The sequence below is a fragment of the Crenalkalicoccus roseus genome, assembly GCF_004761865.1.
In the GTDB taxonomy this organism is placed as follows: domain Bacteria; phylum Pseudomonadota; class Alphaproteobacteria; order Acetobacterales; family Acetobacteraceae; genus Crenalkalicoccus; species Crenalkalicoccus roseus.
In genome coordinates this window covers 277,193-291,235 of sequence record NZ_SJDM01000002.1, presented here as the reverse complement: position 1 = coordinate 291,235, position 14,043 = coordinate 277,193, and the positions used below count along the sequence as shown (strand labels likewise).

The following is a 14,043-nucleotide window of genomic DNA, read 5'->3' as shown; positions in this document are numbered from 1 at the left end:
GCGCTTGCCCCGGCGCGAGTCCGCGAGCTAGCGTGCGGGCGCAATGGACGGCTCGGCGGTCGCGGCGCTTCCCTTCCTGCCCCTGGCGGCCAGCCGCGCCGGGGTGCGGCTGCGCTGCCTGCGGCGCGTCGAGGTCGTGGGCGAGATCCTGGCGCATTGCCGCGGCATCGAGGTGGGGCGGCGCCCCCTCCCCGGCGCTCTCGCCGCCGGGATGGAGATCGAGGTGCCGATCGCGCGCCTGCCGCGCGTCACCCTGCCGGCCGAGCTGCGCTTCTCCCTGGCCGTCGGGGGGCCGGACATCGCCCCGCCCTGGCCGCTTCCCAACGCGGCGGCGGCGCTGGAACTGCTCGGCCCCGGCGAGGTGGCGGTGGAGGAGCTGCGGCTGGAGCAGGGCGTGCTGCGCGGCTACGCCACCGACCGCGCCAACGGCCTGCTCGAACCCGTGATGTATGCGCGGATCAACGAATGTGGTGCCCGCGGCGTGGCGGTGGAGCGCCCTGTCCCGCTGCCGGAGGGCGGCTGCGCCTTCCGCTTCGCCCTGCCGCTGGAGCCGGGCGACCTGACCGAGAGCGGCCTTTCCGTCACCCTGCACCTGGTCGGGCTGGAGGCGCCGCTGGCGCGCTACGCCTTCGCCCGCGCCGACGCCGAGGGGACGGCGCCGCGCCTCGCCACGCTGGAGGCGCGGCTCGAACGGCTGGAGCGGGGCGCCGCCGCGGCGGCGCGGCAGGCGGAGGAGGAGATGCGCCGCCAGGCCGCGCTGCAGCAGGAGCGCATCGATTCCTTCATCGCCGCCGCCGCCTCCCTGCTGCTCGACCGGATCGCCGGCGTGCCGCGAGGGGAGGCACCGGCCGACCCCGCCCTCTCCGCCCTGCACCGCCTAGTGGCGGAGGCCGCAGCGCCCGCCGCGCCGCCGGCCGAGCCGCCGCGCCTCGGCGCGCGGGTGGAGATCGCACCGGATTCCGGCCATCTGGCGATCGGCTGGCACGCGCCCGAGCGGGATGCGGAAGGCCCCTTCCGCTGGATGGGCGAAGCCGCCCTGGTGGTGAACCCGGAGCCCTTCCGCCCCGTGGCCGCCGCCATCCTCCGCATCCGCCACCTCTACGGTGCGGCGCAGCCGGCGCTGCGCGCCGGCTTCGACGGCACCCCCGCCCTGCCGCGCGTGGTGCGGGGCGATCTGGTGCGGCTGGAGCCTGAGGGCGGCCCCCGTCCCTGCCAGTCCCTGTCGCTGGAGGCGCTGCGCCACGGCATCCCGGAACGCGATGGCGCGAGCGCCGATCCGCGTCCGCTCTCCCTCGCCGTCTCCGCCATCGTCTTCGAGTACGCCGCCTGAATTTGACCCGGCGGCGCCGGCGCGCAAACTCCCGGCAAGCGGACCGGGGGAGGAGGCGCATGCCGGACGACACGAGGGCGGCGGGGCAGGCGGCTTCGCGCGCGACCATCGCCGAGACGCGCCGCGAGCCGGAGGTGCCGCGGCGCTTGCGGCGCTTCCTCTGCCTCGACGATTTCGAGCCGGCGGCGCGGCGGCACCTGCCGCGCATGCTCTACGGCTTCGTCTCCGGCGGCTGCGAAACCGACCTCTCGCTGCGCGACAACCGCGCCGCCTTCGCCGAATGGGGCTTCCTGCCGCGCGGGCTGGTGGACGTGACCGGCCGCGGCACGCGCGCGGCGCTGCTCGGGCGGGAGTACGCGGCCCCCTTCGGCATCGCGCCGATGGGCGCCTCGGCGCTCTCCGCCTATCGCGGCGACATCGTGCTGGCGCGCGCCGCGCGGGCGGCCGGGATCCCGATGATCCTCTCCGCCTCCTCCCTGATCCCGCTCGAGGAGGTGCGGCGGGAGGGCGGGGAGGCCACCTGGTACCAGGCCTATCTGCCGGGCGAGCCGGCGCGCATCGAACCGCTGGTGGACCGCGTGCTGGCCGCGGGCTTCGACACCTTCGTGCTGACGGTGGACGTGCCGGTCTCGGCCAACCGCGAGAACAATGTCCGCAACGGCTACGCCCTGCCGCTGCGGCCGAACCTGCGCCTGGCCTGGGAGGGGATCAGCCATCCGCGCTGGCTGCTCGGCACGGCGCTGCGCACGCTCCGCGCGCACGGCATGCCGCATTTCGAGAACATGGATGCCGGCCGCGGCCCGCCGGTGCTCTCCGCCGACCTGATCCGCAAGGTGGGGCGGCGCGACGGCCTCGCCTGGGAGCATCTGGAGCTGATCCGGCGGCGCTGGCCGGGGAAGCTGCTGATCAAGGGCGTGATGGCGCGGGAGGATGCCCGCATCGCGCGCGAGAGCGGCGTCGACGGCGTGATGGTCTCGAACCACGGCGGGCGGCAGCTCGACGGCGCCGTCTCGCCGCTGCGCGTGCTGCCGGAGATCGCCGAGGAAGCGCGCGGCATGGCGGTGATCCTGGATGGCGGCGTGCGCCGCGGCACCGACGTGCTGAAGGCGCTCGCGCTCGGGGCGCAGTTCGTCTTCGTCGGCCGTCCCTTCCTCTACGCCGCGGCGGTGGCCGGGGAGGAGGGGGTGGCGCACGCCATCTCCCTGCTGCGGCAGGAGGTGGACCGCGACATGGCGATGCTCGGCATCACCGCGCTTGCGCAGATGACGCGCGACAGGCTGCGGCGGATCAAGGGCGCGGAGGCGTGATCCGCCGGCGCCGTCAGCCCGCCTCCGGCGCGGCGACGACGATGCCCTCGCGCAGCAGGCGCTCGCGCTCGGCCGCGGAGTAGCCGGCCTCTTCCAGCACTTCGGCGCTGTGCTCGCCCAGGCGCGGCGGCTGGCGCGTCAGGCCGGGGCGGGCGCGGGCGACGCCGAACTCCACCGGCAGCGCCGGCAGGCCGAACAGCGCCCCGCCGCCGGCGGCGTCGATCGCGGTCCGCAGCAGCCCGCCGCCGGCGAGCAGGTGCGGGTCCTCGAACAGGTCGCCCGGCCTGCCCACCGGCGCCCAGGAAATCGCCGCGCGCTCGCAGCGCGCCGCCACCTCCTCGCGCGGCAGCGCGCCGATCACCTCCTGCAGCGCCGGGATCAGCCAGGGCCGCGCGGCGGCGCGCAGCGCGTTGGTGGCCAGGCGCGGATCGGCGGCCATCTCCCGCAGGCCGAACTCCGCGGTGAAGCGCGCCCATTGCTGGTCGCTGGTGATGCCGATGAAGAGCTGGTTGTCCTCCCCCTCCCCGCCCGCGGTCTCGAACACGTCGTAGATGCCCCAGGCGCCGCGGCGCGCCGGCATGGGCGGCGGCGGCTCCCCGGTCGCGGCGAGGCCGGCCATGTGGCTGCCCATCAGGAACACCGCGCTCTCGAACAGGGCGCTGCTGATGCGCTGCCCCTTGCCTGTCGCGTCGCGCTCGCGCAGCGCGGCGAGCGCCGCGGCGACGCCGAAGACGGCGCCGAGGATGTCGACGATGGAGGCGCCGGCGCGCAGTGGCCGCCCCGGCGGGCCGGTCATGTAGGCGAGGCCGGACTGGAACTGCACCACCTCGTCGAGCGCGGGTCGGTGCTCGTAGGGGCCGGCGAGGAAGCCCTTCAGCGCCAGGTAGACCAGCCGCGGATTGGCGGCGGAGAGCCGCTCCCAGCCGCAGCCGAGGCGCTCCATGGTGCCGGGGCCGTAATTCTCCAGCACGATGTCGGCCCGCGCCGCCAGGCGGTGCGCCACCGCCTGGCCCTCGGGGCGCTTCAGGTCCAGCGCCAGGCTGCGCTTGTTGCGGTTGAAGGTGGCGAAGAAGCCGCTGGCGAAGCCGGGCAGGCGGCGCGTGTGGTCGCCCGCGGGCGCCGGCTCCACCTTCACCACCTCGGCGCCGAGATCGGCCAGCACCAACCCCGCGCAGGGGCCCATGATGGTGTGGCTGAATTCGAGGACCCTGAGGCCCTTGAGCGGGGTCGCGCTCACGCCGCCCTCTTGCGGAAGGCGTCCAGGCTGCCGGCGCGCAGCAGCTCCGACGGAAGCTGGTGGCCGACGATGCGCTCGGCCATGCGCCCGACCTCGATCAGCGCGTCGAGATCGACGCCGGTGCCGACGCCCATCTCCTCGCAGAGCAGCACGAGTTCCTCCGTGCAGATGTTGCCCGCCGCCCCCTTCTGCCCGGCGAAGGGGCAGCCGCCAAGGCCGCCCACGGTGGAATCGAAGCGCCGCACGCCGAGCCGGAGCCCGGCATGGGCGTTCGCCACCGCCAGGCCGCGCGTGTCGTGGAGGTGCAGGCCGATGCGCAGATCGGGCCAGCGCTCGCGCACCGCGCCGACGCCGCGCTCGATGCGCGCCGGTGTCGCCCAGCCCATGGTGTCGGCGAGCGAGACGTCGGTGATCGTCACGCCCTGCTCGGCGGCGATGGCGAGCCCGTCGGCGACGGTGCGCACCACCTGCGCCGGGGTGATGTCGCCCTGGTAGTTGCAGCCGAAGGCGGCCATCACGCCGATGCGCGTCACGGGAAGCCCGGCCTTCAGGTGCAGCGCGGTCTGCCTGCGCATCGCCTCCAGGTTCTCGGCATGGCCGCGGTTCAGGTTCTTGACCGAGAAGGCGTCGGAGGCGGAGAGCGCGATCGAGCCGGTGAGGTGCAGCCGGTCGCGGAAGGCCATGGCCCGGTTCAGCCCGCTCTCGTTGAACCAGAGCGCGGTGTAGCGCACGCCCTCGCGCGGCCGGAACCCGCCCACCACCGCCTCCGCATCCGCCCAGCCCGGCACCAGGCGCGGGCTGACGAAGGAGGCGACCTGGATGTGGCGGAGGCCGGTGCCCGCCAGCGCCTCGATCAGGGCGATCTTGTCGGCGGAGGGGATCGGGCCGGGTTCGATCTGGAAGCCCTCGCGCGGCCCCTCCTCGTGGATGTCCACCGTCTGCGGCAGGTCGGACATGGCGTGTTCCTCCGTCGCGTCGGACCGATGGTGCCCCCGGGCGGGCCTTCGCGCCAGCACCCCCCCTGCCCTTGCGGCGCGCCCGCCCCCCCGGCACATAGCCCCGGACATTCCGGAGGAGGCCCGCATGAGCGCAGCAGCGCAGACGACCGCCGCCGAGGCCGAGGGGGGCCTGCCGCTCCTCGAGATCGCCGGCGCCCGGGCCACCATCCGCCTCAACCGCCCCCGCCACCGCAACCGGATCGAGCCCGCGGATCTCGCGGAGCTGATCCGGCTGTTCGAGGCGGTGGACGCCGACCCGGCGCTGCGCGTGCTGGTGCTGACCGGCACCGGCCGCGCCTTCTCCGCCGGCTACCACCTCGGCGACCTCGCCGAGCGCAGTGCGCAGCGGGACGCCCCGCCGGCCACCAACGACTTCGACGCCATGGTGGACCGGCTGGAGCGGGTGCGGGTGCCGACCATCGCCCGGCTGCAGGGGGGTGTGTATGGCGGCGCGACCGACCTTGCCCTCACCTGCGACTTCCGCATCGGGCACGAGGGGGTCGAGCTCGTCATGCCGGCCGGGCGGCTTGGCGTGCACTACTACGAGGGGGGGCTGCGCCGCTACGTCTCCCGCCTCGGCCTCGACGCCGCGAAGCGCCTGTTCCTCACCGCCGAGCGGATCGGGGCGCGGGAGCTCCTGCGCATCGGCTACCTCACCGAGCTGGTTCCCGAGGCCGAGCTCGACGCGCGGGTGGAGGCGCTGGCCGGGCGCCTGTGCGAGATGGCGCCGCTCGCGGTGCAGGGCATGAAGCGGGCGCTGAACGAGATCGCCCGTGGCGAGCTGGACCGCGAGGCGCTGGCCGCGCGCATCGCCGCCTGCAAGGACAGCGAGGACCTCAGGGAGGGGCTCGCCGCCTTCCGCGAGAAGCGCCGGCCGGTGTTCCAGGGGCGCTGAGGCGGCGATGGAGCGGGTGGATTGCGTCGTCGTCGGCGCGGGCGTGGTCGGCCTCGCCGTCGCGCGGGCGCTGGCGCTCGCCGGGCGCGAGGTGCTGGTGCTGGAGGCGGCGGAGGGGATCGGCACCGAGACCTCCTCGCGCAATTCCGAGGTGATCCACGCCGGCATCTACTACCCCGCCGGCAGCCTGATGGCGCGGAGCTGCGTCGCCGGGAAGTGGATGCTCTACGACTACTGCCGCGAGCGCGGCATCCCGCACCGCAATTGCGGCAAGCTGATCGTGGCGACCAGCGAGGAGGAGGCGGGGCGCCTCGCCTCCATCCGGGCGCGCGCGGCGGCCAACGGGGTGGACGACCTCCGCCTGCTGACGCGCGAGGAGGCGGTGGCGATGGAGCCGGCGCTCCGCTGCACGGCGGCGCTGCTCTCCCCCTCCACCGGCATCGTCGACAGCCACGCCTTCATGCTCTCGCTGCAGGGCGATGCCGAGAATGCCGGGGCGGTGTTCGCCTTCCACGCCCCGGTGCTGTCCGGCCGCGCCGGCGAGGCGGGGATCGAAATCACGGTCGGCGGGGCGGAGGGGATGCGTCTCCTCTGCCGCACCCTGGTGAACTCCGCCGGGCTGCACGCGCCGAAGCTCGCCCGCGCGATCGCGGGAATGCCGGCGGAGAAGGTGCCCACGCCCTACTACGCCAAGGGCAACTACTTCACCCTGACCGGTCGCTGCCCCTTCTCGCGGCTGATCTACCCGGTGCCGGTGCCCGGCGGCCTCGGCACGCATCTCACGCTCGACCTCGCCGGCCAGGCGCGGTTCGGGCCCGACGTGGAGTGGGTGGACCGCATCGCCTACGAGGTGGATCCGCGGCGCGGCGAGAGCTTCTACGCCTCGATCCGGCGCTGGTGGCCGGAGCTGAAGGACGGCGCCCTGGCGCCCGGCTATGCCGGCATCCGCCCGAAGATCGTCCCCCCCGGCGCGCCGGCGCAGGATTTCGTGGTGCAGGGGCCGCGCGAGCACGGGGTGGCGGGGCTGGTCAACCTGTTCGGCATCGAGAGCCCGGGCCTGACCGCCTCCCTCGCCCTGGCGGCGCATGTGGCCGAGGTGGTCGCGGCGGGCTGAGCCCCCCGCCCGCGTGATGTCATGCGCCCGTGATGGCGCCGGCCGCGGCGCTCGGGCATCCCCGCGCCGTGGTCCAGGACGAGGCCCGACGCGCATGACCCAGACCCCTGAGCTGCTCACCTACCTGACCGATGCGGCCGAGCCGGGACCGGCGCTGCGCCCCCTTCGCGTCGGCGACGCGGTGGAGCTGCGCCTGCGGCCGGGCGGGACGGAGATCGAGGCTTGGCTGCCGCGCGGCCCGCGCCTCGGCCGGCTGCCCCCGGCGGAGCGGCAGGTGCTGGCGCCGCTGATCGGCGCCGGCCTCTGCTCGCTGCGGGCGTGCATTGCCGCCCTGGTGCCGCGTCCGCCCCATGCCGACGGGGCACGCATCCACATACGGGTCGTGGCGGGCTGACCGGCCGGCCCTCATCCGATCAGGCGCCGGGCGAGGGCGCCGAGCCCGAGCCAAGCCGGCAGCGACAGCAGCAGCGCCAGCACCACCCCGCGTGCCGCGCCACGGCCGTGGCGCGCACGCGGCCGCCCCTCCCGCCGGCGGGCGGTGGGGAGAGCATCAGCCCTGGCATCCGGCATGTCGGGCATCGGCCGGGCCCTCCGGAAGCGGGTTGAGTATGCCCGGCCACGCCGCAATATACACGCGAAACCGTCGTTGCCGCTGAAACCTCCGGTCAGGCGGACCTCGGAAGCCACACCGGAATCCTTCGGCAGGCGCCACAATCCGGCCGCAACCCCGTCGCAATCCCGTTCCGCCGCGGCGTCATCCTGGGCCTGAGCCGGGGCGGGTCGGATCCTCCCTCCCGCGACCGGCAGCACCAGCCAGCGCTCGCCCGCAGCGGCGGCGCGGTCTCAGGGGAACCGAGGTCGTACATGCTTGGCGTTGAAGCCTGCGAGACGTTGCGGCCCGCCTCCGCGGGCGCCGGCATCCTGCCGGCCCAGATCCCGGCGGAGGCGGCGCCGCTGCCGCCGGTGGCCCTGGCCGCGCCCGGCACGGCGCTGCGCGCCGCCCTCCGGCCGGGGCTGAAGCGCGCCATGGACGTGCTGGGCGCGCTGGCGCTGCTGCTCGCCTGCCTGCCGGCCTTCCTCGTCATCGCCCTGCTCGTCCGGCGGGATGGCGGGCCGGTGTTCTATGCCCATCCGCGCATCGGCCGCGGCGGCCGCCCCTTCGGCTGCCTGAAATTCCGCTCCATGGTGGTGGATGCCGACCGGCGCCTCGCGGCGCTGCTGGAGCAGGACCCGGCGGCGCGGGCGGAATGGGAGGCGCGCCGCAAGCTGCGGCACGACCCGCGCGTCACCTGGATCGGCCGCTTCCTGCGCGCCACCAGCCTCGACGAGCTGCCCCAGCTCCTCAACGTGCTGCGGGGGGAGATGAGCCTCGTCGGCCCCCGCCCCGTGCAGGCGGCGGAGCTCGAGACGCATTACGGCGCCGCGGCGGCGCACTACCTCTCGGTGCGCCCCGGCATCACCGGCCTGTGGCAGGTGAGCGGGCGCAGCGACACGAGCTACGCCTCCCGCGTGGCGCTCGACGTGCGGTACGCGGCCAACCCCTCGCTCTGGACCGATATCCGCATCCTGCTCCGCACCCCCGCCGCCGTGCTGCTGCGCCGCGGCGCCTACTGAGCCGCCCGGGTCCCCCTCCCGTCCAGGCGGGCGGAGGCTGCCCGGACATGCTATGCGCCGCGCAGGAGCGCGCGATGACCGACGCCGAGTCCCGAACCCGCGGCCGCACCCTGGTCTCCGGCGTCGCCTGGAACGCCGCCGGGCGCGGCCTGCCGCTGCTGCTGGCGCTGGCGCTGACGCCGGTGCTGGTGGCGCTGATGGGGATCGAGCGCTGGGGCCTGTTCACCCTCGCCCTCGCCATGGTCGGGGTGTTCGGCGTGTTCGATTTCGGCGTCGGGCAGGCGCTGACGCGCGCCATCTCCGAACGCATCGGCGCCGGGCGGGGGGAGGAGGCGCCAGGGCTGGTCGGCGCCGCCCTCGCCACCCTGCTCGGCATCAGCCTGGTGATGGCCGCCGCCCTCTGGGCCTTCGTGCCGGCGCTGGTGGAGCGCATCCTCAACGTGCCCCCGGCGCTGCAGGCCGAGGCGGTGGCGGCGATGCGGGTGCTGACCGCCGCGGCGCCGCTGGTGGTGGTGAACGCGGCGCTCTGGGGCGTGCTCGCCGCCTATCAGCGCTTCCGCGCCGCCAACCTCGTCACCATGCCGGTCAGCCTGTTCTACTATCTCGGCCCGGTGCTGACGCTGCTGGTCTGGGACAGCCTGGTCGGCGCGATGCTGGCCCTGGTCGCCTGCCGGCTGGCCAACACGCTGAGCTACGCCTGGCTGCTGCGCGGCGCGCTGCCGGGGCCGGTGTTCCGCGGCCTCCGCCTGCGGCGCGCGCTGCCGCTGCTGCGCCTCGGCGGCTGGATGACCTTCGCCGGGATGCTGACCCAGGCGCTGCTCTACGCCGACCGCTTCCTGATCGGCGCCCTCGTTTCGCTCGCCGCCGTCGCCTTCTACGCCACGCCGCTGGATCTCGTCATGCGCGCCTGGATCCTGCCGGTGGCGGTGGCGCAGGCGCTGCTGCCGGCCATGTCCTCGGCCTACGCCACCCTGCCGCGCCAGACCGCGGACCTGCTGCGGCGCGGCGCGCTGCTGGTGATGGCGCTGGTGCTGCCCGCCTGCCTGGTGCTGGCGGGCGGGGCGCGGGAGATCCTGCTGCTCTGGCTCGGGGCGGAGTTCGCCGCCGGCGGGGCGCGGGTGCTGCAGATCCTCGCGGTCGGCATCTTCTTCTCCTGCGTCGCCTTCGCCCCCGCGGCGCTGCTCGACGCCATCGGCCGCCCGGACGTGACGGCACGCTTCGTGCTGGCCCAGGCGCTGCTGTTCCTGCCGCTCTCGGCCCTGCTGCTGCTCTGGCAGGGGATCGAGGGCGCGGCGGCGGCCTGGGCGCTGCGCGCCGCCGTGGACTGCCTCGGCAAGCTGGTCCTCGCCGCCCGCCTCTACCCGGCGGCGGCGGAGGCGGCGCGGCGGCTGGCGGCGCCGCTGCTGGCGGGGGGCCTCGGGGTGCTCGCGCTGCTGCCCCTGGCCGGCTGGCCGGCCCTCGCCGGGGTGGGCGGGGCGGCGCTGCTCGCCTTCGCCCTGCTCGCCCTCCGCGCCCTGGCGGCGGAGGAGCGGCGGGGCCTGCGGGCGCTGCTGCGCAACCCGCAGGCGGCGCTGCGCCCGAGCGGCCTGACCGGCGCATGACCCCGCTCGTGCTCAACGGCCGCTTCCTCACCCAGGGGATGACGGGGGTGCAGCGCTTCGCCACCGAGATCGCGCTCGCCGCCGATGCCCTGCGCGCCGAGGGCGCCTGGCCGCCGACGCGCGTGCTGGCCCCGGCCGGGGCGCTGGCCTCGCCCCCCTTCCGCCACCTCGCCGTCGAGCGGCACGGGCGGCTGCGGGGCCAGGCCTGGGAGCAGGCGGAACTGCCGCGCGCCGCGCGCGGCAGCATGCTGCTCAGCCTCGGCAACACCGCGCCGCTGCTGGCCGGGCGCGCCCAGGCGGTGGTGATCCACGACGCCGGGGTGTTCGACACGCCGGAGAGCTACACCCTGCCCTTCCGCGCCTGGTACCGCGCGCTGCACCACGCGCTGGCGCGGCTGGGGGCACGGCTGCTCACCGTCTCGGAATTCTCCCGCCAGCGGCTGGCGCGACACCTCCGCATCGCCCCCGCCCGCCTCGGCGTGGTGCCGGAGGGGGGCGAGCACATCCTGCGCCTGCCCGCGGATGCCGCCGTGCTGGCGCGGCACGGCCTCCTCCCCGGCCGCTTCGCGCTGGTGGTCGGCACCCAGGCGGCGCACAAGAACCTGGCGGCGCTGCGCGAGGCGGCGGGGCTGCTGGCAGCGCGGGGCATGGTGCTCGCGGTGGCCGGCGGGGCGGGCGCGGGGCCGTTCCGTGCCGCCACGGGCGCGGGCGGAGAGGCGGTGCGCGCCCTCGGCCGGGTCGGCGACGCGGAGCTGCGGGCGCTCTACGAGGCCGCCTTCTGCCTGGTCTTCCCCTCGCGCTACGAGGGCTTCGGCCTGCCGCCGCTGGAGGCCATGGCCTGCGGCTGCCCCGTCATCGCCGCCGCCTCCGGCGCGGTGCCGGAGGTGTGCGGCGAGGCGGCGCTGTGGTTCGACACCGACGGGCCGCGCCGCCCGGCCGAGGCGCTGGCGCGGCTGCTCGACGAGGAGGGGCTGCGCGAGCGCCTGCGCGCCGCCGGCCTCGCCCGCGCCGCGCATTTCTCCTGGCGCCGCGCGGCGGAGACCCTGCTCGCCCTGATCCAGCCCGAGAGGCAGGCCGCATGAAGGTGGCGATCGTCCACGAATGGCTCGACACCTACGCCGGCTCGGAACGCGTGGTGGAGGCGCTGCTGGAGGCCTGGCCGGAGGCCGACCTCTTCGCCGTCTGCGACTTCCTGCCGCAGGACCAGCGCGGCTTCCTCAAGGGCAAGGTGCCGCGCACCACCTTCATCCAGCGCCTGCCCTTCGCCCGCCGGCGCTTCCGCTGGTATCTCGGCCTGATGCCGCTGGCGATCGAGCAGCTCGACCTCTCCGGCTACGACCTCGTCCTCTCCTCGAACCACGCCGTGGCCAAGGGGGTGCTGACGGGGCCGGGGCAGCTCCATGTCAGCTACGTGCACAGCCCGATGCGCTACGCCTGGGACCTGCAGCACCAGTACCTCCGCCAGGCGGGGCTGGAGCGCGGCCTGAAGGGCGCCTGGACGCGCTGGCTGCTGCACCGTCTGCGCCTCTGGGACCGCGCCAGCGCCGCCGGGGTGGACGTGATCGTGGCGAACTCGCACTACATCGCCGCGCGCATCCGCAAGGCGTGGCGACGCGACAGCCTGGTGATCCACCCGCCGGTGGATGTGGAGCGCTTCGCGCTGCGCCGCGACAAGGAGGCGTTCTACCTCGTCGCCTCCCGCCTCGTGCCCTACAAGCGGGTCGAGCTGGTGGTGGAGGCGTTCCGCCGCATGCCCTCCCGCCGGCTGGTGGTGGTGGGCGACGGGCCAAGCGAGGCGCTGGTGCGCGCCGCCGCCGCCGGGGCGCCGAACATCACGCTGCGCGGCCGGGTGGACGGGGCGGAGCTGGTGCGGCTGACCGGCGCGGCGCGCGCCTGCGTCTTCGCCGCCGAGGAGGATTTCGGCATCGCCACGGTGGAGGCGCAGGCCTGCGGCACGCCGGTGATCGCCTTCGGCAGGGGCGGCGCCCGCGACATCCTCCGCCCGCCGCCCGCCGAGGCGCCGACCGGCCTGCTCTTCCCCGAGCAGAGCGCCGAGGCCATCGTCGCGGCGGTGGAGGCGTTCGAGGCCGATGCGGCGGCCTTCGACCCGGAGGCCTGCCGGCGCAACGCGCTGCGCTTCTCGCGCGAACGGTTCCGCACCGCGATGCGGAGTTTGGTGGACAGCCTCCTCGCCGAGCGGGCCGGGGGGCGGTGGCAGGAAGGCGATGCGGTTCTCCCTGATCGTGGCGACGCGCGGCAGGACGCGGGAGCTCACTGAGCTGTTCGACAGCCTGCTCGCCCAGAAAAACCCTCATGGGGGGCGGCGGGATCTCGAGGTGATCGTGGTGGACCAGAACGGCGACGACCGGCTGGGCCCCGTCATCGCCGCCCATGCCGGCCGGCTGGCGCTGTCCTGGCGCCGCTCCGCCGTCGCCAATGCCTGCCACGCGCGCAACCTCGGCCTCGCCGGGGCGCGCGGGGACATCGTCGCCTTCCCGGACGACGACTGCCTCTACCCGCAGGGCGTGCTGGAGCGGGTGGATGCGGCCTTCGCCGCCGATCCCGGTCTCGCCGTGCTCACCGGCCCCGCCGCCTCGCCCTCCGGCGGGCTGGGATCGGGGCGGTGGCGGCGGGAGGGCGGGCCGATCACCCCGGCCAATGTCTGGACCAGCGTGATCGAGTTCAACCTGTTCCTGCGCCGTGAGGTCGCGCTCTCCCTCGGCGGCTTCGACGAGCGGCTCGGCCCCGGCACCGATCTCGGCTCGGCCGAGGGCAACGACCTGGTGCTGCGTGCCCTCCGCGCCGGGCACCGTGCCGAATACGACCCGGCGCTGCGCATCCTCCACCCCGACAAGCGGCTGACCGAGGTGGCGCGGGAGCGGGCCTATCGCTACGGGCGCGGCTTCGGCTTCGTGCTGCGCCGGCATGGCGTGCCGCCCTCGGTCTGGCTGCCCTATTTCGTGCGGCCCCTGGGCGGCGTCGCGCTCAGCGCGGCCAGGCTGCGCCTCGGTGACGCGGCCTATTACTGGGCGAGCCTGCGCGGCCGGCTCAGCGGCTTCCGCGCCGGCGGGGCGGCCTGATGCGCGTCGCCATCGGCATCGCCACGCGCGGCCGCGCCGCGACGCTGGCCGAAGTGCTGGCCGAGGTGCGGCGGCAGCGCCGCCGGCCGGACCGCACCATCGTCTGCCACACCGTGCCGGAGGACATCGCCGGCTGCGCCATGGAGGGCGTGGAGTTCCTCGCCAGCCCACCCGGCCTGCCGCGGCAGCGCAACCGCATCCTCGACGCCGCCGCCGATTGCGACCTGGTGCTGTTCCTCGACGACGACTTCCTGCCGGCACCGGACTACCTGGCGGTGACGGAGGCGGTGTTCCGCGCCCGGCCCGATGCCGTGGTCACCACCGGGCATGTCATCGCCGACGGCGCCAAGGGGCCGGGGATCGGCATCGAGGAAGGGCGCGCCCTCCTCGCCCGCGACCACTACGATGGCGACCCGTTCGCCGCCGCGCCGCACTTCAACGGCTATGGCTGCAACATGGCGGTGCGCATGGCGGTGGTGCGCGCGTACGGCATCCGCGTGGACGAGGCGCTGCCGCTCTATGCCTGGTACGAGGACATCGACTTCACCCGCCGCCTCGGCCGGCACGGCGCGATCCTGCGCCTCGCCGGCGCGCGCGGCGTGCATCTCGGCACCAAGTCGGCGCGCACGCCGGGGACGAGGCTCGGCTACTCGCAGGTGGTGAACCCGGTCTACCTCGCCCGCAAGGGCAGCTTCCCGTGGAGCCACGCCGTGCCGAGCGCGGCGCGGCACTGCGCCGTCAACCTGGTGCGCAGCCTGTGGCCGGACCCGCATGTGGACCGGTTCGGGCGCCTGCGCGGCAACGTGCTCGGCCTCTGGGACCTGCTGCGCGGCCGCGCGGCGCCGGGGCGGATCCTGCAGCTCTGAG

At 75.5% G+C, this 14,043-nt stretch carries 14 protein-coding genes; 11 read left to right on the top strand and 3 right to left on the bottom strand.

Going from position 1 to position 14,043, the window contains the following annotated elements; all coding sequences use genetic code 11:
- Positions 1 to 43: 43 nt before the first annotated feature.
- Entirely contained in the window at positions 44 to 1,330 is a 1,287-nt protein-coding gene (locus tag ET526_RS03485) for a hypothetical protein (protein ID WP_158295480.1), read from the top strand.
- A gap of 59 nt (positions 1,331 to 1,389) precedes the next feature.
- Positions 1,390 to 2,637, top strand: coding sequence for an alpha-hydroxy acid oxidase (locus ET526_RS03480; RefSeq protein WP_135466266.1), 1,248 nt, complete (start codon positions 1,390 to 1,392; stop codon positions 2,635 to 2,637).
- A 13-nt stretch (positions 2,638 to 2,650) separates the two neighbouring features.
- Here the strand turns inward: ET526_RS03480 and ET526_RS03475 are convergent, their stop codons facing one another.
- Together ET526_RS03475 and ET526_RS03470 are read right to left on the bottom strand one after the other, a co-directional pair.
- On the bottom strand, positions 2,651 to 3,874 hold the full coding sequence (locus tag ET526_RS03475) for a CaiB/BaiF CoA transferase family protein (RefSeq protein WP_135466265.1): 1,224 nt from the start codon (positions 3,872 to 3,874) through the stop codon (positions 2,651 to 2,653).
- A complete protein-coding gene (locus ET526_RS03470) occupies positions 3,871 to 4,830 on the bottom strand; it encodes a hydroxymethylglutaryl-CoA lyase (RefSeq protein WP_135466264.1) in 960 nt (319 codons plus the stop codon). Before ET526_RS03470 ends, ET526_RS03475 begins: the two co-directional genes overlap by 4 nt.
- 127 nt (positions 4,831 to 4,957) lie before the next feature.
- Here ET526_RS03470 and ET526_RS03465 point away from each other — a divergent pair, with 127 nt between their 5' ends.
- The 3 genes from ET526_RS03465 (at position 4,958) to ET526_RS03455 (ending at position 7,275) form a co-directional block, all read left to right on the top strand.
- Entirely contained in the window at positions 4,958 to 5,767 is an 810-nt protein-coding gene (locus tag ET526_RS03465; RefSeq protein ID WP_135466263.1) for an enoyl-CoA hydratase/isomerase family protein, read from the top strand.
- Positions 5,768 to 5,774: 7 nt separating this feature from the next.
- Complete coding sequence (locus ET526_RS03460) at positions 5,775 to 6,881, top strand: NAD(P)/FAD-dependent oxidoreductase (protein WP_135466262.1); 1,107 nt, start codon at positions 5,775 to 5,777, stop codon at positions 6,879 to 6,881.
- A gap of 94 nt (positions 6,882 to 6,975) precedes the next feature.
- On the top strand, positions 6,976 to 7,275 hold the full coding sequence (locus ET526_RS03455; protein WP_135466261.1) for a hypothetical protein: 300 nt from the start codon (positions 6,976 to 6,978) through the stop codon (positions 7,273 to 7,275).
- Between the two features lie 11 nt (positions 7,276 to 7,286).
- Here ET526_RS03455 and ET526_RS21205 read toward each other — a convergent pair whose 3' ends face one another.
- The gene (locus ET526_RS21205; protein ID WP_158295479.1) at positions 7,287 to 7,460 is read right to left on the bottom strand and encodes a hypothetical protein; all 174 of its coding nucleotides are present in this window, start codon (positions 7,458 to 7,460) and stop codon (positions 7,287 to 7,289) included.
- A gap of 285 nt (positions 7,461 to 7,745) precedes the next feature.
- On the opposite strand from ET526_RS21205, the gene ET526_RS03450 reads away from it, so the two are divergent.
- The 6 genes from ET526_RS03450 to ET526_RS03425 all read left to right on the top strand — a co-directional run bounded on the left by ET526_RS03450 (position 7,746) and on the right by ET526_RS03425 (position 14,042).
- Positions 7,746 to 8,495, top strand: a complete 750-nt coding sequence (locus ET526_RS03450; RefSeq protein WP_135466260.1) for a sugar transferase — start codon at positions 7,746 to 7,748, stop codon at positions 8,493 to 8,495.
- 74 nt (positions 8,496 to 8,569) lie between these two features.
- Positions 8,570 to 10,096, top strand: a complete 1,527-nt coding sequence (locus ET526_RS03445; RefSeq protein WP_158295478.1) for a flippase — start codon at positions 8,570 to 8,572, stop codon at positions 10,094 to 10,096.
- Complete coding sequence (locus tag ET526_RS03440) at positions 10,093 to 11,178, top strand: glycosyltransferase family 4 protein (RefSeq protein ID WP_135466258.1); 1,086 nt, start codon at positions 10,093 to 10,095, stop codon at positions 11,176 to 11,178. Before ET526_RS03445 ends, ET526_RS03440 begins: the two co-directional genes overlap by 4 nt.
- The gene (locus ET526_RS03435; RefSeq protein WP_135466257.1) at positions 11,175 to 12,374 is read left to right on the top strand and encodes a glycosyltransferase; all 1,200 of its coding nucleotides are present in this window, start codon (positions 11,175 to 11,177) and stop codon (positions 12,372 to 12,374) included. Before ET526_RS03440 ends, ET526_RS03435 begins: the two co-directional genes overlap by 4 nt.
- Positions 12,322 to 13,176 carry a glycosyltransferase family 2 protein gene (locus ET526_RS03430; RefSeq protein ID WP_158295477.1) on the top strand — a complete coding sequence of 285 codons (855 nt, stop codon included), beginning with the start codon at positions 12,322 to 12,324 and terminating at the stop codon, positions 13,174 to 13,176. Before ET526_RS03435 ends, ET526_RS03430 begins: the two co-directional genes overlap by 53 nt.
- Positions 13,176 to 14,042 carry a glycosyltransferase family 2 protein gene (locus ET526_RS03425; RefSeq protein WP_135466255.1) on the top strand — a complete coding sequence of 289 codons (867 nt, stop codon included), beginning with the start codon at positions 13,176 to 13,178 and terminating at the stop codon, positions 14,040 to 14,042. Before ET526_RS03430 ends, ET526_RS03425 begins: the two co-directional genes overlap by 1 nt.
- The last annotated feature ends 1 nt before the right edge of the window (position 14,043 follow it).

Excerpts from the sequence above, each read along its gene's own strand:
- ET526_RS03485 (WP_158295480.1), top strand. The coding sequence starts at position 44 with ATGGACGGCTCGGCGGTCGCGGCGCTTCCCTTCCTGCCCCTGGCGGCC.
- ET526_RS03480 (WP_135466266.1), top strand. The coding sequence starts at position 1,390 with ATGCCGGACGACACGAGGGCGGCGGGGCAGGCGGCTTCGCGCGCGACC.
- ET526_RS03470 (WP_135466264.1), bottom strand. The coding sequence starts at position 4,830 with ATGTCCGACCTGCCGCAGACGGTGGACATCCACGAGGAGGGGCCGCGC.
- ET526_RS03465 (WP_135466263.1), top strand. The coding sequence starts at position 4,958 with ATGAGCGCAGCAGCGCAGACGACCGCCGCCGAGGCCGAGGGGGGCCTG.
- ET526_RS03460 (WP_135466262.1), top strand. The coding sequence starts at position 5,775 with ATGGAGCGGGTGGATTGCGTCGTCGTCGGCGCGGGCGTGGTCGGCCTC.
- ET526_RS03455 (WP_135466261.1), top strand. The coding sequence starts at position 6,976 with ATGACCCAGACCCCTGAGCTGCTCACCTACCTGACCGATGCGGCCGAG.
- ET526_RS21205 (WP_158295479.1), bottom strand. The coding sequence starts at position 7,460 with ATGCCCGACATGCCGGATGCCAGGGCTGATGCTCTCCCCACCGCCCGC.
- ET526_RS03450 (WP_135466260.1), top strand. The coding sequence starts at position 7,746 with ATGCTTGGCGTTGAAGCCTGCGAGACGTTGCGGCCCGCCTCCGCGGGC.
- ET526_RS03445 (WP_158295478.1), top strand. The coding sequence starts at position 8,570 with ATGACCGACGCCGAGTCCCGAACCCGCGGCCGCACCCTGGTCTCCGGC.
- ET526_RS03440 (WP_135466258.1), top strand. The coding sequence starts at position 10,093 with ATGACCCCGCTCGTGCTCAACGGCCGCTTCCTCACCCAGGGGATGACG.
- ET526_RS03435 (WP_135466257.1), top strand. The coding sequence starts at position 11,175 with ATGAAGGTGGCGATCGTCCACGAATGGCTCGACACCTACGCCGGCTCG.
- ET526_RS03430 (WP_158295477.1), top strand. The coding sequence starts at position 12,322 with ATGCGGTTCTCCCTGATCGTGGCGACGCGCGGCAGGACGCGGGAGCTC.
- ET526_RS03425 (WP_135466255.1), top strand. The coding sequence starts at position 13,176 with ATGCGCGTCGCCATCGGCATCGCCACGCGCGGCCGCGCCGCGACGCTG.